The sequence below is a fragment of the Mesorhizobium sp. INR15 genome, assembly GCF_015500075.1.
In the GTDB taxonomy this organism is placed as follows: domain Bacteria; phylum Pseudomonadota; class Alphaproteobacteria; order Rhizobiales; family Rhizobiaceae; genus Mesorhizobium.
This window is the reverse complement of record NZ_CP045496.1, coordinates 1,703,379-1,726,399: the sequence shown is the minus strand read 5'-3', so window position 1 is coordinate 1,726,399 and position 23,021 is coordinate 1,703,379. Positions and strand designations below refer to the sequence as shown.

Genomic DNA, 23,021 nt, shown 5'->3' with positions numbered 1-23,021 from the left:
GAACCGCACCTTGGACCGGCGCGCGACAACATCAAAGTGAGAACATTTGTTTCCGAGAATGTCAATATGTATGATATTGGCCATTGCTGCGGTCATCCACAGGGCGCCGGTTGATTTCAGCGGCGGCGCGGTTGTGATAACCTCCCACGGGAACAGGATACGTCGAACATGGACCTGCCCTTCAGGGATGAACTGGCCTTGATGCCTGACCTTCGCCACCGGTTGCGGCAGTTGCGCTGGTTCCGCGCTACCTTTCGCGGCAGCGCCAGGGTGGTCTCCGATACGTTTGGCGTGCGTTTCGAGATCGATGAAGCAAAGCTGACCAGGGCTTTTCTCGACTGGGTCGAGATCATGGAGGCGCAAAAGCGTTTCGCCGAGGTCGACAGGGCCGACTTCATCGTCTTCGCCGCCGGCCTGGTGCTGCGTGAACTGATCCGGCAGGCGCCGGCCAGGGAAATTTCCGGCCTGACGCATCTTGTTGAAACCGATGCGAATGCCGGCACGCTGGAAATCATCCGCTTCTGGCCTGAAGGATTCCTCTACACAAACTACTGCGTCTCGGTGATCTCGGCGATCTACGAGCAGGAATTCGGCAGTGCGCCCGATATCGACAAATGCGCCGACGACCTGCGCACCTGGTGGTCCTATCGCGAGAACGTCACCGAGATGCCTGCCTATGCGGTGGCTTTCCTCGACCGTTTCCTTGGCGCCGAGCCGAACTGGATCACGCCGGACCGGGCGCAATCGCGGCAGGCCATGCAACGGGCGCTCGGCGCATCCCGACCGGGCGATGCCATTTCCCGGGTCTGATTGCACCGATTTCATTGCTCCAGACCTGGAGTTACAGCCCGTCAGCTATTGAACATCTGACTTTTTGCCGATAGCGATGTGCAAAATTGACTTGGAGTGCGAAGCGGGTGACGCAATCAAGACCGATCATTTTCGATTGCGACGGTGTTCTCGTCGATAGCGAGCCGTTGGCCGCGAAGGCCTATGAGCGGGTCTATGATAAACATGGCATGCCCGGCGTCCACGGCGGCATCATCGCCCAATGCGTCGGCATGAAGCAGTCCGACATCATCGTCAGGATCCGGGAATTGACCGGCCACCAGTTTCCGGCGGCGGCCGACGCGGACATCTGGGCCGAGACCAAGGTGCTTTTCACCGAGGAGTTGAAGCCGACGCCCGGTATAGGTCCGTTTCTGGAAACGCTTGCCGGTGATCGCTGCGTTGCCTCCTCATCGTCCGTCGAGCGCATAAACCACAGCCTCGCGGTGACCGGGCTCGCGCGCTTCTTCGGCGAGGCGATCTACAGCTCCTCGATGGTCAAGAACGGCAAGCCGGCTCCCGATATCTTCCTCTTCGCCGCGGCAAAGATGGGCGCCGACCCGGCCGATTGCATCGTCATCGAGGATTCGCCCTTCGGTGTGCAAGGTGCGGTTGCCGCCGGCATGATCGCGATCGGCTACACCGGTGGCGGACACACCTACGCGGAACATGCTGCCCGGCTGCGGGCCGCGGGCGCCAACTTCGTCTGCGCTGACTGGCAGGAAGTGAGCCGGCAGTTGTCCGGGCTCGGTGTGCCTGCCTAGCGCAATTCCAGGAAAAGTGTGTAACGGTTTTCCCGGGAAAAGCGCATAGCGCTTTCCCTTGGGAATTGCGTAAAAACAAAGAGTTAGAGCGGGCCAGCGATTCTACCAAACGCTGAACCGCTCTAGCGGAAACTAGAGAGGCCGCGGCCATTCGCTGCGTGGAATCTTCTCTCCGACACGGAAGTTGAACGACAGGACCCTCGTCGCATCGGCGTCAACCTCGCACCGGAAGCTCAGCCGGTACCATGTGTTTGCCGTGCTGAAGGCAGTCTCCGAAGGGCTGAGAACATTGCCCGTCTTCAAGGGTATGGTCGGCAGCCACTTGGGAAAATAGTCGGCCACTTGCAATTCCTGGTTCAGCACGTTGGCGCAAAGGTTGGCAACGCGCTGATCGCGAGGCACGCCACTCATGGAGCTTGCGGCCAGAGCATCGCCGGTTGCGCCCTGCGAGTAGAGCTTTCGAACCCCTGGAAGGCCCGAAAAGATCGGCGATCCGGCAGCGGCGGTGTTCGGAGAACTTGACTTTGCGGGACTCCCATTTTGGGACTTCACCGCTTTTGCGGATTTGAATTTCGTCGGCTTTGCAGGTTTGGGCTTTGCCTTTTCGGTCGAGGCAGAAAGCTCTGGCTTTCCGCCGGTCTCGGCCGCCAACGGCGTTGGCGTCACGGCTATCTGCTTTTCGACGGGTTGTGCTGCCGGCTCTTGCTTGTCTGCCTGCTGTTTGTCCGTGTCCGGGTTAGCCTGCTTTTCCTCGCTTGGCGCGGGCTTGGCATCCGTCGTATCGGTCACCGGCTTCTCGTCAGCCTTGTTTGGCTCAGCCTGCTGCTCGGCGGTTGCCGGTGCGGCGGGCTGGCTCTCCGTGGGCTTTGGCACGGCAGAAGGCTTGGAAGCATCATCCTTGGCCGGCGACGGCGCGTTGTCCTGCGCGCCACCCCCGTCCAGGGATTTCTTCGGACCGGTATCTTTCTCGCCATACTGAAAAACGCGTTTCAGAACCTGACTGTCGTCTGGCTTGCGCGCCTGCTCAGGTGGTTTTTCAACCTTCGGCTCTGGCGGCTTCTCGGCTTTGGGCTTTGGCGGTGGCGCGGGTGCAGGTTTCGGTTTCGGCTGCTCGGGTGGAGGCACGAGTTCGACGTTTACCGGTTGCTCCTGCTGCGGCTGCTCGGGAGGCTTGGGCAGACCGTAGATCAGAAGCGCGGCGATCAGCACGTGCAGGATCAGCGATGCGGGCAAAGCCCACAACAACTTCCGACGCCATTCGCGCACTTCATCCATCATCCCGACCGATGTGGAATGAAATAGCGGCGGCTTCAAGCATAGGCACTGAATTGGCTCGATTTAGCCGCTGACAGGTTTGTGATCTGGATGACCGCGCGGAGAGAGCCGCTGACTTTGCCGCTAGCCGAGGATCCTGCTCACAAACGGTTCATCCAGCCGCGTCTCGCCAAACCAGTTCAGCCGGTTGATGCTGACGAAGCCGGCATCGATGGCAGCGTTTTCGTCGCCTGGCTGGCTGGCATGAGCCCGGCCGCGCGGAACGGTGATGACCGTGCGATCGCCGTCGCTCTCCACCACTTCGGCCTTGCGGCCGATCTTGTCGCGGCCGATGCGCGGCTGCCGGATTTCAGCCGGCAGCACGGTCGGCAGGTTGACGCTGAGCCAATGGCCTTCGGTCGCCCAGCCGGCGCGCGATTGCCACAGCGAGCCGATTAGTGCACCCAGCCATTTGTCATCGGCATCGCTGAAATCAGGATTTTTCACACGCGAGAAGCCGATCGCCGGCACGCCCCAGAAAGTCGCCTCCCGGGCTATGCCCAACGTCCCGGAATAGGCGAGATCCTCGGCAACGTTGCGGCCGTCATTGACGCCCGATATCACTAGGTCGGGCTTCCGCTCATTCTCGAATAGCCACGTCATGGCACTCACCACGCAATCGGCCGGCGTGCCCGAGCAGGAATACCAGTTCGGCCTGACGCGCCGCATGGTCAAGGGCCTGGCGATCGTCAGCGACGAACCCGCCGCGGTGCGCTTGCCATCGGGCGCCACCACCCACACATCGTCGCTCAGGCTGCTTGCCGCCGTGACGAGGCGGGCGAGCCCCGGTGCTTCGATACCGTCGTCGTTGCAGACCAGAATTCTCATTGATTGTTTCCCCTAGGCACCACGAAGCTCTGGCCGGTGCGGTATTGCGTGCGCAGCAGCGGAATGTGGCTTTTGAGCTGGTTGAGCTGATCCGGCGCGCAGGAATGGCCAAGCGCCACGGGGCGCCCCGCCTTGTCCCAGATATCGACATTGCCCAGGAGTGTCGGATGCGTGGGCATGCGCACCCAACCCGCCCTGCCCGCCTTGTGCAACAGGTCGGCGGGGGAGCCCGATGGCAGATGCCCGGTAAGCAGCACAGGAAAGCCGGCCAGATCGGCACGCGGCAACAGCCGTGAAGATGGCCCCGCCTCGCCCATGCCATCATCCGCAAGCAGCGGCATCGATGGCAGGGGATCGGCATCGGCCCAGTCGGCGGCGCCGCGCAGCCTTTGCCCCAGAATGTCGGAAACGCCGGGCCGCAAGGCTGCCGTCGCCGATATCTGCGCTTCGAGCGAAGCCCGCATGCCGGCGTGGATGGCGAATGGACCCGGCATGGCCGCGATCAATTCCAGCGAACGGCCCGACAGCGGTGTCGGTAGCAGGCAGCCCCTGGCATGGCCCGCGATCCAATCGGAAATGGCCTGCGCCCGCATCGTGCCCGGCACTGGATCGGCGCCATAGGATGCGTCAAGCACAAGCAGATCGCATTGCGGGATCGTGTCCATGACAAAGACATTGCTGTCGGGCACCACGTCCGCCGAATAGGCGACGCGGTTCTCGCCATCGTCGACCGCAAACCAGACACCACCGACGACGTGTCCCGACTGCCCGGTGCGGACAGTGAGATTGCCCATCTTCAGCGTTTCGCCAGGCTCGAAAAGCTCTATGCGGTCGCCAGGCAGGGGAAATCGCCGGAGGTCTTCAGGGTCCGCATATCCGGCAAGCGTTGCCGGTCCCTCTTTCAGCGTTTCCGCCGTCATCAGGATCCGCCCTGCATAGCCTCGTGACAACAGCCAGCTCAGCGCTCCGATGTGGTCCTCGTGCGCATGCGAAATGAACAACGCGTCGATGTCGGCGAGCGAGCCATTGAGCGCCGGGTAATATTCGGCCCCGGACGCGCCGACCTTGATGCCGGCGTCGAGCAGAATATGGTCGTTGCCGCTTCTGACAGCGACGCTCGTGCGTCCCTTCTCGCCAAAGCCGCCAAGCAAGTCGATGAGCATCAAACTGCCGGCTCCGCCGGAATGAGCCAGCCGGATTTGATCCGCAGCCGCGCCTGGCTTCCGCCGGCCAGCGAGACCGGATCCGGCTGTTCGAAATGCAGCACCAGGTCGGGGCTGGCGGCGGGCGAAAACTCGATCCGCGCGGCGCCGCCTCGATAGATCGCGCGCTTTACGGTGCCGTCCACACCAGGCTGATCACCGCCAACAACTTCCAGATCAGCGGCCCGGCAACAGATCTTGGCACCGGCGCGCGGCGCTTCCCCAGCCCTGCAGCGAACCACCAGTCCCTGGCCGAGCACCCGCACCTTGCAGTGGCCTGATGTCTCGCTGCCCAGCACCTCGGCGGGAAGCAAAATACCTTGCGAAATGAAGGAGGCGACCATCTCGTTTGCCGGCTCATGGTAGAGCTCGCGCGGGGTCGCAAGCTGTGCCAGGCGGCCACGATCCATTACCGCGATGCGGTCGGCCAGCGCCATCGCCTCGGCCTGATCATGGGTGATGTAGACGATGGTCGTGCCGGTGCGTTTGTGAAAGGCGGCGAACTCGTCTTCCATCGCGGCTCTCAGATGCACATCGAGATTGGCGAGAGGTTCGTCGAACAGCACCAGCGAAGGAGCCGCGACCAGGCAACGCGCCAGTGCCACACGCTGGCGCTGGCCGCCGGACAGGTTGGCCGGCCTGCGGTCGCCCAGGCCTTGCAGGTTGACCAGCGCCAGCGCATCGGTGACCTTCTGGCGAGCGACGGCCTTGTCCAGGCCGGCCACCTTCAGCGAATAGCCGATATTCTCGGCCACGCTCATATGCGGCCACAGCGCATAATTCTGGAAGACGATGCCGACCCGGCGCTTTTCCGGCGCAACATTGCCGCCCTTTGCCGAGACGATCTCGTTGCCAATCCGAATTTCGCCTGACGTCACTTTCTCGAAGCCGGCGACAAGCCTGAGCAATGTCGTCTTGCCGCAGCCGGAGGGTCCGAGCACCGCCAGGAACTCACCATCCCTGACATCGATTGAAACATCCTTCACCGCGTCGAACTCGGCGAAGCTCTTGGTCACATTGTCGAGGGTCAATCTCGCCATGGCAGAACTCCGCTGGGAAGATGGGGGCCGATGAGATTGGTCACCAGCATCAGCACGAACGTGACCGCCACGGTGATCACCGACATTGCCGCCGCGTAGTTGGAATCGCCCCCCTGTTCGAAGGAGAACATCACCACGCCGATCGTTTCCGAGCCCGACGACCACAGAAGCGCCGAAACCGTCAGTTCGCTGAGTGCCGTCATGAAGATCAACAGACCGCCGGCGATCGCGGCCGGTGCCACGAGCGGAAAGATGATGGTGCGCATGCGCATGAACAGGCCGGCGCCCGCCACTTGCGCGGCTTCCTCCAGCGCCCGGTCGATCTGGTGATAGCCGCTGATCGTCGGCCGCAAGGCCAGAACCAGGAAGCGGGCAAGGTAGGCGTACAGAATGATCCAGACGGTGTTGTAGAGCTGGATGCCTGTCAGCGGGATCGGCCGCAGGAACAACAGCAACGAGGCGATGGCCAGCACAACGCCGGGCAAGGCATAGGGCAGTTCGACCGACAGATTGAGCAGCCGCACCCAGCGCTGCTTGCCCCAGGCTATGAGATAGCCGATCGGCACGGCGACAATGACCGCGAAGAAAGCCGCCGCGATCGACAGCCAGAAGCTGTTGAAGAAAGCGCGGCTGGCGGCGGCATGTTCGAACAGGACGAAACGATAGTTGTCCAGCGTCGCCGTCGTGGCATTGAGCGCGATGCCATAGCCCGGCACCAGCGAGGTCAGGACGAGCCCAAACAGTGGCAGCACCAGCACCAGGACAATCAGCAGCCACATGCCGATCTGGACAGGGAGCCGCCAGCGCCCAAGTTCGTAAGGCTCGGCCGGCAGCGAGGTGGAACTGATGCGGTAGTCGCGGCGGCGGCTCATGACCTCCTGGGCGAGAATGCCGGCCATGGCGATGATGCCGATCAGCACCGAAAGGAATGCCGTCTCGCCAAGCACGGCCGGGCCGCCGCCCGCAAGCCTCTGGTAGATCAGGGTCGGCAGCACGAGATAATTGGCCGGAATGCCGAGAAAGGCCGGAATGCCGAAATTGCCGACGCAGGAAACGAAAGCCAGCGCCGCCGCCGCCATGATGGAAGGCGTCATCAGCGGCAGCACGATGGTGAACAGCACCGAGAGCCATCCGGCACCACCCGCGCGCGCGGCTTCGACCAACTCGCGCGGCAGCTTGCGCAGGCCGGCGCGCACCAGCAGGAAAACCAGCGGCCCATATTGCACGCCCAGCAGCAGGATGATGCCCGAGGTTGAGTAGAGCGGGTTCTTCGTGCCGAGCGGCGGTGCCGCGCCAAACAGCTTGAGGAATGGGCTTGCCGGACCGAACAGTTGCAGCCAGGCAAGCGCGGTGACCTGCGGCGCGATCATCAGGGGCATGACGTAGCAGAGCACGAGGGCGCCGCGGCCACGGATATCCGTCAAGGTAATAAGGACCGCCACCAGCGTTCCCGACAGCACCGCGAGCAAGGTGCCGCCGATGCCGACCACCAATGTATGCCAGGTCGCTATCCAGGTCGCGGGGCTGGCCAGGCCGGCCTCTATGGCCACGCTGGACACGGTGCCGCCCGGTGCGACGATCTCCTTGAGAAGGCGCAGCATCGGCAGCAGCGACAGCACGACGATGACAGCAGCCACCGCCAGCGTCAGGGCCAGTTCCTGTCCCAGACTTTGCTTCACCCTTGTGGACATGATTGCTTTCCCCGGATCGGCCTGGCGGCGAAGGCGGGACGCCACTGAAATGGCATCCCGCCGGAATTGCCGCGCACCTTGTTAGCCGCCGAACAGTTCCGAGAACTTCGCCTTGTCGGCATCGGTCTTGGCGACGATTGCCTTGGTGTCGAAGGACATCACCTTGACCTTGACGCCTTCCGGCAGCCATTCGGGGCGGCCAACCGAGGCCCGCGCCGGCAGATAGCCCATCGACAGCGCCAGCTTCTGGCCTTCGTCCGAGAGGATGAAGTCGACGAAGGCCTTGGCGCCCTCGACATTCTTGGCGGTCTTCATGATAGCGACCGGCTCGGTCACTGCAGGCACGCCCTCGCTTGGGAACACGAACTCGACCGGTGAGCCCTTCTTCTTGGCATTCATCGCCATGAAGTCGACGAGAATGCCATAGGGCTTCTCACCTGATGCCACCGACTTCAGCACCGCGCCATTGCCGCGCACGCTGACGGTGTTGTTGGTCTTCAGCTTCTGGAAGAAATCCCAGCCGTAATTGGTGTCGCCGGCGAAGCCCGACAGCAGGTAGGCAGCAGCACCCGAATAGAGCGGGCTGGGCATCACAAGGCCATCGGCATAGGCCGGCTTGGCAAGATCGGCCCAATGCTCGGGCTTTTCAGCGGCAGCGGTGTTGTAGACGATACCGGTGGTGATCAGCTTGCTGCCGAAATAGGTCTTGTCGGCGTCATAGGCGTCAGCCTCGATGCCATCGAGCTTGGCTTCGGGGTAGGCCATCAGCCGGTCGTCTTTCTTCAGCAGCTCCATGCTCACCGCGTCCGCGATCAGCAGCACGTCGGGCTGTGGGCTGCCGGCCGCGAACTCTGCAGCCATCTTGGTGAGGATGTCGCTCGTGCCGGAGCGGTAGATCGTGACGTCGATGCCGGGCTTCGCCTTCTTGAAGGCTTCGACGGTCTTGGCCGCATCGGCTTCCGGCTGGGACGTGTAGAGCGTCAGCGTTTCGGCGCCGGCGACGCCGGCAAACAAAGTTGCCGCGAGCGCCAGCTGGCTGGCCAGCAGCTTGATGAATAGCGTCTTCATGAGACCTCCTGTCTTGTCTGCGCATGAACGGTCCGGCCCTTGGCCGGTTCCCCGTCTCTTCCTCCCTGCACGGCGCATATGACTGGTGGATGACACAGCGCGTGAAACCCACAAAATATGTTCATATGTACATTGTCAATTACAAATGATCACAATTGTGCAACAATCGAGGTGCCCGCGAGATGGCGCCGGTTGACATCCGGACGGTGTTTCTCCGATGACGGCTATGCGGCCAGGCGATGGCGCATGAGGGGAAGGAAACGATGCCTGCGGAAGAACCCAAGTCGACTCGTCCCGCATTGCCGATGGTGTCGTCGGATCTCAACGTCAAGACGGCCTGGCTCTATTATGTCGAGGGTTTCACGCAGGAGCAGATCGCTGAGAAGCTTGATGTTTCCAGGGTAAAGGTCATGCGCACGCTGGCCGCCTGCACGGCTGAAGGCATCGTCGTCACCACGATCAATGCGCCAACCGCCGAGCAGGTGGCGCTTGAGCGCGCATTGGAGACGCGTTGGGGTCTCAACGCCGCTGTCGTCATCCCGACCCCTTCGGCCCACGAACACCTGGAGAAGGCCATTGGCCACGCTGTCGCCGCCTATCTTGGCGCGCAGATGCAGGATGGCATGACGCTGGCGATCGGCGGCGGCGCGACGCTGCATGCCAGCTTGGGCTTTCTTGCCCGCCGGCAGCTGAAACAGGCGTCGGTGGTGGCGCTGGTGGGCAGCCTGCCGCATTCGCAATGGATCAACCCGTCGATCGTCGCCGCCAAGGTCGCCGATGTCTTCGAGGTCGACAGCTATCAGATCCCGGCTCCGGTGACGGTCGACACCTCGGCGCTCCGCGATCTCCTGTGGGCACAGCCGGCCCTGCAGGACGTGCGCCAGCGTGCGGCGGCCGCCGACATCGCGCTGCTCACCGTCGGCGACATGTCGCCCGACGCGACGATCTTCCGGCACGGCATCGTGCCCTCGTCGCTGATCGCATCGCTGAAGGCCAAAGGTGCTGTCGCCAACATGCTGTGCTACTTCGTCGACGCCGCCGGCCGGCTGGTCGATCACGAGATCAACGGCCGTGTCATGGCTGTCGACCTCGACGTGGTCGGCCAGGTGCCCAATGTCGTTCTGGCCGCGGGCGGGAAACGCAAGGTTCCGGCGATCCTCGCGGCGCTGAAGGCCGTCAGCACCAACGTGTTGATCACTGACAGCGACACCGCCACGGCGCTGCTGGCCAGAGGCAGCTGAGCCTCAAGGTGTGTCGAGATTCAGGTCAGGCCGAGTCGAAGACGGCTGGTTCCGAGAACCGGAGCGGAGCGTACTTGAAGTACGTGAGCACCGGAAGCGCAGGAAGCTGCCGTTTGCAGACCGGCATCACCTGAATATCAATACACTTTAGATCAGGCCGCGTTCGCGCAAATAATCCTCGACGCCGACATGCGTCATGGATTCGAACTCGGCGATGGCCTCGGCCACCCGCCTGCGCTGTGCCGCCAGCAGCGTGAACACCTGCTTCATCTCACCGGAAACGCCAAAACGGCTCCAGCGCTCGGCAATATGCGTGGGCAGGCCGATATCAGCGCAGAACGCATCCAGGCTCTCATAACCCAGGTTGACCACAAGCTGCTTCGTCTCCTCCGCCGACATGCGCGGCTCGAAGGCATGATCATGCAAGCGCTGCGCCACCAGCTTGATGTCCGATGGCGACGCACCCATGACCTTGCCGAACAGGGTTTTCACATCAGACGGGTCGAATGCGGGCATGCTGGCCTCCCTTGATCGCAATCCACTGGGGAACATGGGTCACGGGTCGACACCTGACAAGGCGTTTCTGTCGTAAGCCGGCGCATTATAGGCGCCGGCTTGAGCCGGTGGCCTAGACCAGCATGCCCATCGGGTTTTCGATCAGCCGCTTGAAGGCGACCAGCAGTTCAGCACCCAGCGCGCCGTCGACGGCACGGTGATCGGTTGACAGCGTCACCGACATCACGGTTGCGATCTTGATCTCGCCGTTCTTCACCACCGCCCGCTCCTCGCCGGCGCCGACCGCCAGGATCGTCGCATGCGGTGGATTGATGACCGCGGCAAAGTCCTTGATGCCGAACATGCCGAGATTGGAAACCGCCGTCGTGCCGCCTTGATACTCTTCCGGCTTCAGCTTGCGGCTGCGCGCGCGGCTGGCCAGGTCCTTCATCTCGTTGGAGATCACCGACAGCGTCTTTTCGTCGGCCTTGCGGATGATCGGCGTGATCAGGCCGCCAGGAATGGACACCGCAACACCGACATCAGCATGCTTGTGCTTGACCATGGCGCCTTCAGTCCATGAGGCATTGGCATCGGGCACCGCCTTCAGTGCCATCGCCATCGCCTTGATGACCATGTCGTTGACCGACAGCTTGTAGGCGGGCGCATCACCCTTTTCGGTCTTCTTCACCGGGGCTGCCGCATTGATCTGCGTGCGCAGCGCCAGCAGTGCGTCGAGTTCGCAGTCGAGCGTCAGGTAGAAATGCGGGATGGTTGTCTTGGCCTCGACCAGGCGCCGCGCGATGGTCTTGCGCATATTGTCATGCGGGACCAACTCATAGGAGCCCGGCTCGAACAGTTTCAGCACCTGCTCGTCCGACATGGCCTTCGGCGCGGCGGCGGGGGCTGTTGGAGCACTCGCTGGTGCGGCCTTGGCGCCGCCGGCAACCGCCGCTTCGACATCGGCCTTGACCACACGGCCGTGCGGGCCAGTGCCGGTGATACCAGACACAGCAAGACCCGCTTCGCGCGCCAGACGGCGTGCCAGCGGAGTCGCGCGGCCGCTTGAAAGGTGGCTGATCTCCCCCCTTGTGAGGGAGATGGCCGGCAGGCCAGAGGGGGGCGCGACAGAATGCAACGCAGGCGGGACAGCGCCCCCCTCTGTCGACTTCGTCGACATCTCCCCCACGAGGGGGGAGATTGGCGCCTTGTCCTGCTTTGCCGAAACAGCCCCATAGGCCTCATCGTCGGCATAGATCCACGCGACGGCAGAGCCGACCGCGATATCCACGCCTTCCTTGCCCGTGATATCGCGCACGATGCCGCTGGCTGGCGCGTCGATTTCCATCGCCGCCTTGTCCGTTTCGATTTCGAACAGGAGGTCGCCCTTCTTGACCCTGGCGCCTTCCTCGGCGAACCAGCGCGAGATCTGTCCGGTGGCCATATCCATGTCGACCTTGGGAAGAATGACTTCGGTCGGCATGGGTCAGCGCACCCCTTTCACGAGGTCGCGGGCGGCGGCGATGATGTCGGGAACCTGCGGCACAACAGCCTTCTCGAGCTCCGGATTGTAGGGGATCGGCGTCTCGGCGCCGCCCAGCCGCACGATCGGCGCGTCCAGGTAATCGAACGCATCGCTCTCGGCGATCATGGCGCTGACCTCGGCGCCGATGCCCAGTGTCTTGACCGCTTCGTAGACGCACAGAAGCCGCGAGGTCTTCTTGACGCTGTCGATGACGGTCTGCTTGTCCATCGGCCGGATGGTCCGGAGATCGACCACTTCGATGTCGATGCCCTCGGCTTCCAGAACGGCTGCCGCCTCCAGCGCCTTGTGCACCATGATCGAGGTGGCAACGATGGTCAGGTCCCGGCCTTCGCGGCGGATGTCGGCCTTGCCGATCGGCACCGTGTAATAGCCCTCGGGCACATGACCCTTCATCTTGTAGAGCAGCTTGTGCTCGAAGATCATCACCGGATCTGGATCGGCGACGGCGGCCAGCAGCATGCCCTTGGCATCGTAGGGCGTCGCCGGCTGGATGACCTTGAGGCCGGGCACATGGCCGAGCCAGGCCTCAAGGCTCTGGCTGTGCTGCGCGGCGGCACCCGTGCCGGAACCGGCGGGGAAACGCATGACCACCGGGACGGAAACCTCGCCGCCCAGCATGAAGCGCATCTTGGCCGCCTGGTTGACGATCTGCTCCATCGCCAGCGTGGCGAAATCGGAGAACTGGAATTCGAAGATCGGCCGCATGCCGGTCATCGCGGCGCCCACCGCGACGCCCGCTCCACCCAGCTCCGAAATCGGCGTGTCGATCACCCGCTCGGCGCCGAAGCGCTCGACCAGATCGCCGGTCACCTGGAAGGCACCGCCATAGACGCCGATATCCTCGCCCATCAGGAAGACCCGTTCGTCCATGTCCATGGCGACTGCCATGGCTTCCTGAATCGCCTGGGCGTAGCTTAGTTCACGCACCATCGCGTCCATCACGCCTGCTCCGTATAAACAAAATTCTGAACGTCTCGGATGTCGGGGGACGGGCTGGTCTTGGCGAAGTCGATGCCTTCGGCGATTTCCTGCGCCACCGCGTCGCGAATCGCCTCGATGCCTTTCTGGTCGACAAAGCCGAATTCCTGCAGCTCGTTTTCGAACAGCGTGATCGGATCGCGGTTCGACATCCAGTCCTCGATCTCTTCCTTGGTGCGATAACGGTTGCGGTCGCTCTTGGAGTGACCGCGATGACGGTAGGTCTTGGACTCGATCAGTGTCGGTCCCTCGCCTGCCCTGGCGCGCGCCACGGCCTGGTGCGAGGCCTCGGCGACCTCGGAGAAGATGTTGCCGTTGACGATGACGCCGGGCATCGAATAGGCGGCGGCCCGGTCGGCGATGTTCTTGACCGCGGTCGAGCGCGCCGTCGAAGTCGACATGCCGTAGCCGTTGTTCTCGCACACGAAAATCACCGGCAGTTTCCAGATCGAAGCCATGTTCAGCGCCTCGTGGAAAGCGCCCTCATTGTTGGCGCCATCGCCAAAGAAGGACACCACGACCTTGCCGGTCTTCATCATCTTGGAGGACAGGCCCGCACCGACGGCGATCGGAATGCCGCCGGCGACGATGCCATTGGCGCCGAGATTGCCCTTTGCGACATCGGCGATGTGCATCGAGCCGCCCCGGCCCTTGCAGTAGCCAGTGGTCTTGCCGAAGAACTCGGCGAACATGCGCTTGACCTCGGCGCCCTTGGCAATGCAGTGGCCATGGCCGCGATGGGTCGAGGTGATCTGGTCATCCTCGGCCAGCGGCATGCAGATGCCCATGGCGCTGGCCTCCTGCCCGATCGACAGATGCATCGTCCCGTGAATGAGGCCACGCGTGTAGCACTCCTCCGCGCCCTCCTCGAAGCGGCGGATAAGGTACATCTTGTAGAGCACGTCTTTCAGCTGCTCGGCGCTGTACTGGCGATAGACAAAGGGCAGGTTGGCGCGGCTGTCCGCGACGGCTTTGCTGGCTCCAGCCATGATCACGCTCCCTCGGTGCCGTAAACGAGCTTGTCCTGGCGGGCGCGCAATTCGGCGATCTTGGAGCCCGGCGCGGGAGCTGCGTTGGCGTAGGTGATGAGCTCACCCTTCTTGATCGGCGCGGTGACCGAGCCGCCTTGCAGCAGGCCGCAAGGAACCGCTTTGGCGGCGCGCGCTTCCGCCGCCGTCATGATCCAGGCGCGGTAGCAATATTCGCCGATCGCATCGAGCTTCTCGCCGGGCTGCATATCCTTCTTGGCCACAGCGCAGACCTCGGCCACCGGCTTTGCCAGCGGCACCATGTCGGCCTTGCCGTAGAGCACGACGCGAGCGCAGGTCAGCGGCACTTCGAGCGAGGTCAGATGATAGGGTCGGTGGAAGGTGAAGTACGGACCCTTGCCCATCTTCAGGTCTTCCATGCGCTCCGAGATGCGCGGATGCGACATGTCGGCGACGACGAAGACGCCGGGCGCGACACCCTTGCCGATCGAATAATCGACGACGCCGACCCGGGACAGCACGCCGCCATCCTTTTCCGGCACCAGCACCTTGGACAGTTCACCAAGCGTCGCCGCCGGGCCGTGCATGCCAGGCTTGTCGGGAACCAGCCCGGTGGCATTGGCGATCGCCGCCATTTCGACCATCGTCTTGGAACCGTCGACGAACTCGACCAGCATGCGCACATTCATGTGCCGGCGCCTGGCTTCCTCTTCATAGGCGGGAGGCGTCGCGTCGATGTTGAGCGGATTGTTCTTGCCCTTGCCGGCGGCGACGATCGGATGGCCCATGGCCGAGACGAATTCGATCAGCTCCATGCAGGAAGAAGGCTCATCGCCCGCACCCAGCGAATAGGTCACGCCGAGCCGGTCGGCCTCGCTCTTCAGATAGGCGCCAATGGTGACGTCGGCCTCGACATTCATCATCACCAGATGCTTGCCGTGCTCCATGGCGCGAAGCCCGATCTCGGCGCCGACGGCGGGAACGCCGGTGGCGTCGATCACCACGTCGATCAGGTCATTGTTGATGACCAGGTTGGCGTCGTTGGTTACCGCGACCTTGCCGGCTTCCATGGCAGCCGTCATGGCCGAGGCGTTCGACACTTCGCGCGCATGGCCGGTTTCCTGGAAGGCGATGTCGACAGCCTTGCTGGCCGCCGGCAAATTCAGTTCGGAAATGGCACCGATCTCGATGCCCGACATATGGGCGACGCGGGTGACGATGTCGGTACCCATTTCGCCGGAGCCAATCAGGCCGATGCGGATAGGCTTGCCCGACTTGGCCCGCACCTCAAGATCGCGGGCAAGGCCCGTCAACGAAACATTGGAAGCCATACCGCTCATTCCTCCCACTTGCATGCTGTTCAAGTGCCTGACGGGTATTGAACATCTGTATTTCTGTCAAGACTAATGTCCAAAGTTGCGCATTTTATGGACCCTTTGCAGAGGCCGGCTGACGGCTGCGCGTCAGACATGGAAAACCGGACGCAGCGGCCTGCTTGACCACTCCGAAGACGGCAGTCCGTCGAATTGCCGACAGGATCTCGCAACGGCAAAACGAGAATCCGGCCTGTAGGCCGGCTACTTGATGCCGGCCCGCATGAAGCTCTGCACGAACTGGCGCTGGAACAGCAGGAAACCGATCAGCAACGGCGCCGATGTCATTAGGGCAGCGGCCGAGATGATGCTCCACTGCACGCCCTGGTCGGGCGAAGCAAAGACCTGCAGGCCGACAGTCAGCGGCCTGGTCGAGACCGAGTTGGTGATCACCAGCGGCCATAGCAGATTGTTCCAGTGATAGCTGACCGACACCAGCCCATAGGCGACGTAGATCGGGCGCGACAGGGGAACGTAGACCTTGAGCAGGATGCCGAGCGGTCCCGCCCCTTCGACGCGCGCGGCATCGTCCAATTCCTTGGGCACAGTCAGGAACGCCTGACGCAGCAGGAAAATGCCGAAGGCCGAAGCCATGTAAGGCAGCCCCATGGCCAGCACGGTGTCGACGAGCCCAAGCTTGACCATGGTCCGGTAATTCTCGACCAGCAGCACCTCTGGCATGATCATCAGTTGAACCAGCACCAGCATGAACACCACCGTCTTGCCGCGGAAATCGTAGCGGGCGAAGGCATAGGCCGCGAGCGTGCAGATGACGAATTGCGAGATCAGGATGACCGTGATCAGCACGAAAGTGTTGAGGAAATAGCGCGCGAAGGGAGCCGCGTTCCAGGCCTGGATGAAATTGGCCAGCGTCAGCGGCGCTGTGAGGTCAAAGCGCACCTCATACTCGGCCGGATGGAACGCCATCCAGACCGCATAGAGCAGCGGCAGGATCCACAGCGCGCCGAGGAGATAGCAGCCGATGACCTCTATGGCGTGCCAGAAGCCATGTTCGCGCGACTGTATCGGCTGGGGAAGAGCGGTGACGGTCATTTGTAATGGACCCTCCGGTCGAGAATGCCGAACTGCACGAAGGCGAGCGCGGCGAGCAGCGCCAGCAGGACCATGGTCAACGCGGCGGCATAGCCGGTATCCCAGAAGCGGAACGCGGTCTGGTAGATGTAATAGAGCAGCAGCGTGCTGGCATTGTCAGGCCCACCACGGGTCATGACGATGACATGGTCGATCAGCCGGAACGAGTTGATGATGGCGTTGATCAGCACGAACAGCGTGGTCGGCATCAGCAGCGGGAAAGTGACGCGGCGAAAGAAGTACCAGCGGCCGGCGCCTTCTAGCGCGGCGGCCTCGCCGAGCGAAGGACTGATCTGCTGCAGCGCGGCCAGGTAGAAGATCATGAAGAAGCCGGCTTCCTTCCAGACAGCCAGCACCATCAGGCTTCCCAGCGCCGTCGAGCCATCGCCCAGCCAGTTGCGCTCGGCAAAGCCGAACAGGCCGAGGAAGCGGTCGATGAGCCCGTAGCCGGGCGTGTAGAAGAACAGCCAGATGTTGGCCACGGCGATCATCGGCAGGATGGTTGGCAGGAAGAAGGACATGCGCAGCAAGCCCCTGCCGCGTATGGACGAATTGACGATCAGCGCCATCAGCATGGCCAGCCCGATCGCCACCGGCACGGTACCGATGGCGTAGATGGCATTGTTCTTCAACGCCGACAGGAACACCGGGTCGCTGAGCATGTCGGTGTAGTGGCCGACGCCGACGAACTTTGCCGGACGCACGCCGCGCGGCGTGTTGTAGAAGCTGTTGACCAGCGTCATCACCGCCGGGACGTGCGTAAACGCCGCCAGCAGCACGACCGCCGGCAGGAGCAGCGGCCATGCGGTGATCTGATTTCGTCCCTGTGTCACGAAACAGCCTTTCCTGTCGGCGACGGGGAAGCCGGGCAGCGGATCCGTTTCGAACCGCCGCCCTTCTGGTCGGTCAGCGGTATTCCTTCAGGATGCGATCGGCTTCCTGCTGTGCGTCGGCCATTGCTTGCGCCGGTGTCTTGGAGCCGGTGAGCGCAGCCTCAATGCCATCGTCGACGACGCGGGCGACACGCTGGTTCTCATGCGTGGAAAGCTCCGGCACCATGAACGGAATCTGGTCGTGCGGAACCGCGGCACCTGTGAATTCCTTGACATAGGCCTGCATCGCCGGCGTGTTCCAGGCATCATCGCGCGGCGCGATATAGCCGGTCTTGATGCTCCATTCGGCGGCCTGGTCGGCGGAGGTCAGCCACTTGACGAACTGGAAGGCCGCTTGCTGCTTTTCGGGCGCGGTGCCGTTGAAGATGAAGATGTTGCCGCCGCTGGTCGGCGCGCCGCGCTTCTTGTGCTCGGGCAGCATCTGCACGCCGAAGGGGAACGGCGCGTTGGTCTTGACGTTGGTCAGGTTGCCGCTGGTGGTGGTGATCATGGCGGCGCGGCCCTCGAAGAAGTCCTTCGGGTTGGTCGCCCATTCGATGACGCCCGGCTTCATCACCTTGTGCTTGAGCGCCAGATCCGTCCAATATTGCAGGCCTTCGACCACCTCTGGCGCGTCGAAATGGGTCTTGGTTCCGGAGATGTCGGCGATAGTGCCGCCATTTTGCGCGACATAGCCCTGCAGCAGCCAGTAGGAGGTCAGCGACGACGGCACCTGCATGCCCCATTGCGTAACGTTGCCGCCGGCGTCCCGCTTGGTCAGCTTGGTAGCGAAATCGACGACCTGTTCCCAGTTCTGAGGACCGACATCGGGATCAAGACCTGCCTGCTTGAAGGCATCCTTGTTCCAGAAGAAGATGGTGGTGCCACGCTGGAACGGAATGCCCCACGTCTTGTCTTCGCTCTTGCTGTTCAGCATGAACACCGGCGAGAATCCGGCGAGCCAGGCTTTGTCGTCGTCGGTCTTGATGAAATCGTCGATCGGCGCGACAGCGCCTTCGTCGATCAACGTGAAAACGTCGGCTGACAGCATCACCGCCAGCTCCGGCGGCTGGCCAGCCTTGAAAGCTGTCAACGACTTGCTGATCGTCTCGGAATAGGTGCCGGAATAGATCGCCTTGACCTTGATGTCGGGATTGGCCGCCTCGAACCTGGTGATCAGGTCATCGACGATCTTGGTCACCGGACCACCGATGGCGACGGGATAATAGAGGCTGATCTCAACCGGCGCCGCTTGCGCCACGCCGAAACTGAGACCTGCTCCAAGCAACGCGGCGCCGATCCACCTACCACTTACATTCAGCATCGTTTCCTCCGATTTTTTGGATGCTTGTTGATCGCGAATTCAAGGGCCACCGCGTTCATCGTTTACCGCGTTGGCCATTCGGCGGTTCAAGGCACCGCGCGCAGCGCGCGCTCACCCGTCGCCGCCTGACCGACCAGCGCCCTGCGCTCGACCCGGTTGCCGTCCTTGTCGTCGAAGACATGCATGGCGTCTGGCAGCCAGCCCAGCCGCACCTGGTCGCCCACCGACTGGCGGCGGATACCTTCCACCCGCACCTGCAGCAGCTGGTCGCCAACGCTGCATTCCAGAATGCTGTCAGCGCCATGATATTCGATGCCGCGGATGACGGCTGCAACGACGCCATCCTGCTCGATCCTGATTTCTTCGGGCCGCAGCCCGAGCGACAGCCCGTCGCCATTGCCCTCGACCAGCGCCGGCCCCGACGATCCCTTTACAATGGCGCCTGCCGGGCCATTGGTGAGCGAGACGAGGTTCATCGGCGGCGTGCCGATGAACCGGGCCGCGAAGGATGTCGCCGGCCGCAGATACAGCCCTACGGGATCGGCCTTTTGCTCGATGCGTCCGCCGCGCATGAGGATGACCTGATCGGCGAGGCTCATTGCCTCGATCTGATCATGGGTAACATAGACCATGGTCATGCCTAACGCTTGCTGGATGGTCCGGATTTCCTTGCGCATTTCATGGCGAAGCTGCGCATCGAGATTGGACAGCGGCTCATCCATGAGGCATACCGCCGCTTCGGCGACGATCGCCCGACCGAGGGCGACGCGCTGTTGCTGACCGCCCGAAAGCTGGGAGGGCTTGCGGTCAAGAAGCGCCCCCAGCCCCAGAATGTCGACCGCCTTCCGCAGGCGGCGCGTCCGCTCCCCGGCCGGCACCCGCCGCACCTTGAGGCCGAACAGGATGTTCTCGGCAACACTGAGATGCGGGAAAAGGGCGTAGGACTGGAACACCATGGCAAGGCCGCGCTTGGCCGGAGGCAGCGCGGTTACATCCTTGCCGCCGATGAATATCTGGCCGGAGGTGACATCATCGAGCCCGGCGATCAGGCGAAGCGTCGTCGACTTGCCGCAACCCGATGGCCCGAGAAGCACGGTCAGGGAACCAGGCCTTACCTCGAAGCTGACATCCTTGACGGCGTCAAAGGTCGCCCACCTCTTGTTGAGATTCCTGATCTCAATGCCGGACATGGCCGCCTCCCTCTCCCCGAGAACTTCCAGCCTGATCCCTCCGGAACCAGCGCGGCAATGCGCGCGATCAAGCCTGGCGATCCGCTGACCGCCAAAATCGAATATTGAACTATCTTTTATATGTCAATACAATTGTACACTTCTGAGGCAGCGTCGCATCAGACACGAGAGACCCGCAAAAGAGAGATCCATGGCCTCGATTCGAATTATGCAGATATCCGACACGCATTTGTCGCCGCGAACGCAGCGCTTTCACGAGAACAACGAACTCATGGTCGATGTGCTCAAGGCCGCCGATCACGACCTGATCATCCATACCGGCGACATCACGCTGGACGGCATCCGTTTCGAGGAGGACTATCCGTTCTGCCGCGAGTTCCTGCAGCGGGCCGGCAAGGATATCCGCTATATCCCCGGCAATCACGATGTCGGGGACAATCCGCGCCTGTCGCAGCCGAAGACGGTCATGGGCAGCGCGATCAGCCCGACCAGGCTTGAACGCTACGAGCGTTACTACGGCGCTGACAAATGGTCGATCGATCAAGGCAACTGGCGGCTTCTAGGCATCAATTCCCTGCGTGTCGGTTCAGGGCTTGACGGCGAGCAACAGCAATACGACTGGATTCATGAACAGTTGCAGACACTCGGTGACAGGCACCTGGCGCTGTTCTCGCACCAGCCATTGTTCGTCGATACGCCTGAAAGCACCGAACTGACCTACTGGACCGTCGACCCGATCGGCCGCGAGAACCTGCGCGAACTCATGCAGCACCCGCAGCTGAAAATGATTGCTAGCGGGCACCTGCACCAGCAGCGTTCGCGCGGACATGACGGCATCCGGCTTGAATGGTGCTCGTCCATCGCCTTCACGACGCGCGAGGAACTGGTGCCGGAAATGGGCGGCAATCGAGAGGTAGGCTATCTCGAACATGTGCTCCATGACGATGGCGGTATCGAGACGCATGCGGTGACCATCTCGGGCTTCGTCAACAGCTACCTCGATGACTGCCTGCTCGAGGTCTATCCGAAATACTGATCTTGCCACTTCGCACAAGTGGAAGGCGCCGGATGGTCCGGCGCCTCATTTCCTCTCTGGTATACCGGTCTAGGCGACAGCCTGCTCAAGCGTGTCGTCCAGTTCCGACAGCGCGCCCGCGGGCACGGCGGCATGGCCCATCCAGTTCAGGCAGGTGACCGAGGCGATGCCGGAATCAATAAGGCTGTTCTCGTCTCCCGGCGTCGTCGCGTAATTGCGGTCGGCCAGCGGCTCGATGCGGGCGCTGCGGGCATCTTCGGCATGAATGACGACCCGTGTCGCGCATTTGTCACGCCCTATCCGCGCCGCGCGCATGGAAGCCGGCACAAGGCGCGGCAGGTTGACGCTCAGCCAATGGCCCTCCTGAGCCCATTCCTGTCTTGTGTTCCAGAAGCCGGCGATGCGTGCGGCCAGCCACGCGACATCGTCTTCGCCATAGGCCTGGCTGTCGCGCGGCATGGAAAACGCGACACCCGGGATGCCGCACAAGGCAGCCTCGCGCGCCACCGCCATTGTGCCGGAATACGATACGTCCTCGGCAACGTTGCGCCCTTCATTGATGCCCGACAGGACAAGATCCGGTTTCGAGCTGTTCCGGAACACCCAATGCATGGCAGCAATGACGCAGTCGGCCGGCGTACCGCTGCATGAATAGCGGCGGGCCGAGACCTCTTCCACGGTAAAACTCTGCCGCAGCGTTATCGAATGACCGAAGCCGCTGCGGTTTCCACTCGGCGCGACGGTCCAGACATCGTTGCTCAGGAGCGCCGCCGCCCGTTCCAGGATCGCCAGGCCTGGCGCGTCAATTCCATCATCGTTTGAGAGCAGTATTCGCATAGTGGGTCCTTCTATCCTGGCAAGCGCTTTCATAATTAGTACATTTATGCCATATAGGAAATTATTGTACAATTATGCACCAGAGATTCTGGGCAGCTTTTTCAAAAGCCCAGAGGTTTCCGAGCCGGCCAGATCACCATTGGATGGTGAGATTTCCCTGCGCCTGTAAATCGTTTATGGGGATACGTCTCGAGGGGAGCGGCATGACAGGTGTGGAAAAAAAGCCGAGGCGGACGAAATTCCAGTCCGACCAGGACGAGCTGAAGCTCAGGGCCGCCTATCTCTACTATGTTGAAGGCCTGACGCAGGAACAGGTCGCCCAGCACCTCGCGATCAGCCGCATCAAGGCCCTGCGCCTTCTGGCGGCAACGCGCGAGGACGGCACGGTGCAGATCACCATCAATTCGCAGGCTGAATCGCTGATCCGGCTGCAACGCGAACTGGAAAAGCACCTCGGACTCACGGAGGCGATCGTCGTGCCCGCCTCGAGCCAGGATGAGGAAAGTGTTGCCGCTGTCGTGGGACATGCCACCGGCCGCTACATCTCCGAACAGGTCACCAATGGACTGTCTATCGGGGTTGGCTGGGGCGCGACGCTGCAGGTCTGCATGCGGTCGCTGATCTGGCGCGAGGTCGACGACATGACGGTGATCTCGCTCCTCGGCGGCCTCACCCACGCGACCGCGCACAATCCGTCGGCCGTCGCCTGGCGCTTCGCTGAATTCTATCGCACGGAACTCTATCAGATTACCGCGCCGGTTTTCGTGCCCGACCGGGATCTGGCCGATGCGCTGTGGAAGCAGGACGATCTCAAGCAGCTCTACGAGCGGGCGCGGGCCGTTGACATCGCGCTGCTGAGCGTCGGCGACGTCAGCACGCAGGCATCGATATTCCGCCGCGGCATCCTCAACTGGTCGGACGCCAAGAGCCTGAAGGACAAAGGCGCGGTCGGCGATGTGCTCTGCCACTTCGTCGATGCCGACGGCAATGTCATCGATCATCCCGTCAACCATCGCGCCATGGCCATCAACCCCGCCGATATCCGCAAGGTCCCCAAGGTCATCATCTCGTCTGGCGGCGTGCGCAAGATCCATGCGATCCGCGCCGGCATCGCCGCGACCAACGCCAGGTTTCTGATCACCGACGTCGCGGCCGCGCAGGCCTTGCTCGAGCTCGCACCCCTCAGCCAGAACGCTTGAGCGAGGTTCAAGCGTCCCTGTCATGATTGTTATGAGTGATGGCTCGTTCGCAGGAATGTCAGTGCGTACAAGGCGCAGATGCGGCGAAGATGTAGGTCAGGCCGCTCTTGCCCG

The 23,021-nt window shown here is 62.5% G+C and carries 21 protein-coding genes; 5 read left to right on the top strand and 16 right to left on the bottom strand.

Annotated features, from left to right (window positions below; translation table 11 throughout):
- The first annotated feature begins 168 nt into the window (after positions 1–168).
- Both GA829_RS08340 and GA829_RS08335 read left to right on the top strand, forming a co-directional pair.
- Complete coding sequence (locus GA829_RS08340; RefSeq protein ID WP_195178052.1) at positions 169–810, top strand: hypothetical protein; 642 nt, start codon at positions 169–171, stop codon at positions 808–810.
- A gap of 107 nt (positions 811–917) precedes the next feature.
- Complete coding sequence (locus GA829_RS08335; RefSeq protein ID WP_195178051.1) at positions 918–1,592, top strand: HAD family hydrolase; 675 nt, start codon at positions 918–920, stop codon at positions 1,590–1,592.
- A 132-nt stretch (positions 1,593–1,724) separates the two neighbouring features.
- Here the strand turns inward: GA829_RS08335 and GA829_RS08330 are convergent, their stop codons facing one another.
- The 6 genes from GA829_RS08330 to GA829_RS08305 form a co-directional block, all read right to left on the bottom strand.
- Entirely contained in the window at positions 1,725–2,870 is a 1,146-nt protein-coding gene (locus GA829_RS08330; protein WP_195179569.1) for a DUF930 domain-containing protein, read from the bottom strand.
- 120 nt (positions 2,871–2,990) lie between these two features.
- A complete protein-coding gene (surE, locus tag GA829_RS08325) occupies positions 2,991–3,734 on the bottom strand; it encodes a 5'/3'-nucleotidase SurE (RefSeq protein ID WP_195178050.1) in 744 nt (247 codons plus the stop codon).
- Positions 3,731–4,897, bottom strand: coding sequence for an MBL fold metallo-hydrolase (locus GA829_RS08320; RefSeq protein ID WP_195178049.1), 1,167 nt, complete (start codon positions 4,895–4,897; stop codon positions 3,731–3,733). The genes surE (GA829_RS08325) and GA829_RS08320 overlap by 4 nt, the downstream gene beginning before the upstream one ends.
- Positions 4,897–5,976, bottom strand: a complete 1,080-nt coding sequence (locus tag GA829_RS08315) for an ABC transporter ATP-binding protein (protein WP_195178048.1) — start codon at positions 5,974–5,976, stop codon at positions 4,897–4,899. Before GA829_RS08315 ends, GA829_RS08320 begins: the two co-directional genes overlap by 1 nt.
- Entirely contained in the window at positions 5,964–7,667 is a 1,704-nt protein-coding gene (locus GA829_RS08310) for an ABC transporter permease (protein ID WP_195178047.1), read from the bottom strand. Before GA829_RS08310 ends, GA829_RS08315 begins: the two co-directional genes overlap by 13 nt.
- Positions 7,668–7,748: 81 nt before the next feature.
- Positions 7,749–8,735 (bottom strand): ABC transporter substrate-binding protein, encoded by a 987-nt coding sequence (locus tag GA829_RS08305; RefSeq protein WP_195178046.1) that lies wholly within the window; start codon positions 8,733–8,735, stop codon positions 7,749–7,751.
- 263 nt (positions 8,736–8,998) lie between these two features.
- Here GA829_RS08305 and GA829_RS08300 point away from each other — a divergent pair, with 263 nt between their 5' ends.
- Entirely contained in the window at positions 8,999–9,976 is a 978-nt protein-coding gene (locus tag GA829_RS08300) for a sugar-binding transcriptional regulator (protein ID WP_195178045.1), read from the top strand.
- A 147-nt stretch (positions 9,977–10,123) separates the two neighbouring features.
- On the opposite strand, the gene GA829_RS08295 is transcribed toward GA829_RS08300, so the two are convergent.
- From GA829_RS08295 to GA829_RS08255, 9 genes are all read right to left on the bottom strand, one after another.
- The gene (locus tag GA829_RS08295) at positions 10,124–10,492 is read right to left on the bottom strand and encodes a hypothetical protein (protein ID WP_195178044.1); all 369 of its coding nucleotides are present in this window, start codon (positions 10,490–10,492) and stop codon (positions 10,124–10,126) included.
- Between the two features lie 112 nt (positions 10,493–10,604).
- Positions 10,605–11,954 (bottom strand): pyruvate dehydrogenase complex dihydrolipoamide acetyltransferase, encoded by a 1,350-nt coding sequence (locus GA829_RS08290; RefSeq protein ID WP_195178043.1) that lies wholly within the window; start codon positions 11,952–11,954, stop codon positions 10,605–10,607.
- 3 nt (positions 11,955–11,957) lie between these two features.
- Complete coding sequence (locus tag GA829_RS08285) at positions 11,958–12,956, bottom strand: alpha-ketoacid dehydrogenase subunit beta (protein WP_195178042.1); 999 nt, start codon at positions 12,954–12,956, stop codon at positions 11,958–11,960.
- Positions 12,956–13,984: a thiamine pyrophosphate-dependent dehydrogenase E1 component subunit alpha gene (locus GA829_RS08280; protein ID WP_195178041.1), complete on the bottom strand. Its 1,029-nt coding sequence runs from the start codon at positions 13,982–13,984 to the stop codon at positions 12,956–12,958. Before GA829_RS08280 ends, GA829_RS08285 begins: the two co-directional genes overlap by 1 nt.
- Before the next feature lie 2 nt (positions 13,985–13,986).
- Positions 13,987–15,315: an NAD(P)H-dependent oxidoreductase gene (locus GA829_RS08275; RefSeq protein WP_195178040.1), complete on the bottom strand. Its 1,329-nt coding sequence runs from the start codon at positions 15,313–15,315 to the stop codon at positions 13,987–13,989.
- Between the two features lie 246 nt (positions 15,316–15,561).
- The gene (locus GA829_RS08270; protein ID WP_195178039.1) at positions 15,562–16,410 is read right to left on the bottom strand and encodes a carbohydrate ABC transporter permease; all 849 of its coding nucleotides are present in this window, start codon (positions 16,408–16,410) and stop codon (positions 15,562–15,564) included.
- A complete protein-coding gene (locus GA829_RS08265) occupies positions 16,407–17,282 on the bottom strand; it encodes a carbohydrate ABC transporter permease (protein WP_195178038.1) in 876 nt (291 codons plus the stop codon). Before GA829_RS08265 ends, GA829_RS08270 begins: the two co-directional genes overlap by 4 nt.
- 73 nt (positions 17,283–17,355) lie before the next feature.
- Positions 17,356–18,645: an ABC transporter substrate-binding protein gene (locus GA829_RS08260; protein ID WP_195178037.1), complete on the bottom strand. Its 1,290-nt coding sequence runs from the start codon at positions 18,643–18,645 to the stop codon at positions 17,356–17,358.
- 86 nt (positions 18,646–18,731) lie between these two features.
- Positions 18,732–19,835 carry an ABC transporter ATP-binding protein gene (locus tag GA829_RS08255; protein ID WP_195178036.1) on the bottom strand — a complete coding sequence of 368 codons (1,104 nt, stop codon included), beginning with the start codon at positions 19,833–19,835 and terminating at the stop codon, positions 18,732–18,734.
- 190 nt (positions 19,836–20,025) lie between these two features.
- Between GA829_RS08255 and GA829_RS08250 the strand changes: the two genes are divergently transcribed.
- Positions 20,026–20,871, top strand: coding sequence for a metallophosphoesterase family protein (locus GA829_RS08250; protein ID WP_195178035.1), 846 nt, complete (start codon positions 20,026–20,028; stop codon positions 20,869–20,871).
- Between the two features lie 69 nt (positions 20,872–20,940).
- On the opposite strand, the gene surE (GA829_RS08245) is transcribed toward GA829_RS08250, so the two are convergent.
- The gene (gene surE, locus GA829_RS08245; RefSeq protein WP_195178034.1) at positions 20,941–21,708 is read right to left on the bottom strand and encodes a 5'/3'-nucleotidase SurE; all 768 of its coding nucleotides are present in this window, start codon (positions 21,706–21,708) and stop codon (positions 20,941–20,943) included.
- Between the two features lie 203 nt (positions 21,709–21,911).
- On the opposite strand from surE (GA829_RS08245), the gene GA829_RS08240 reads away from it, so the two are divergent.
- Positions 21,912–22,907: a sugar-binding transcriptional regulator gene (locus tag GA829_RS08240; protein WP_195178033.1), complete on the top strand. Its 996-nt coding sequence runs from the start codon at positions 21,912–21,914 to the stop codon at positions 22,905–22,907.
- The last annotated feature ends 114 nt before the right edge of the window (positions 22,908–23,021 follow it).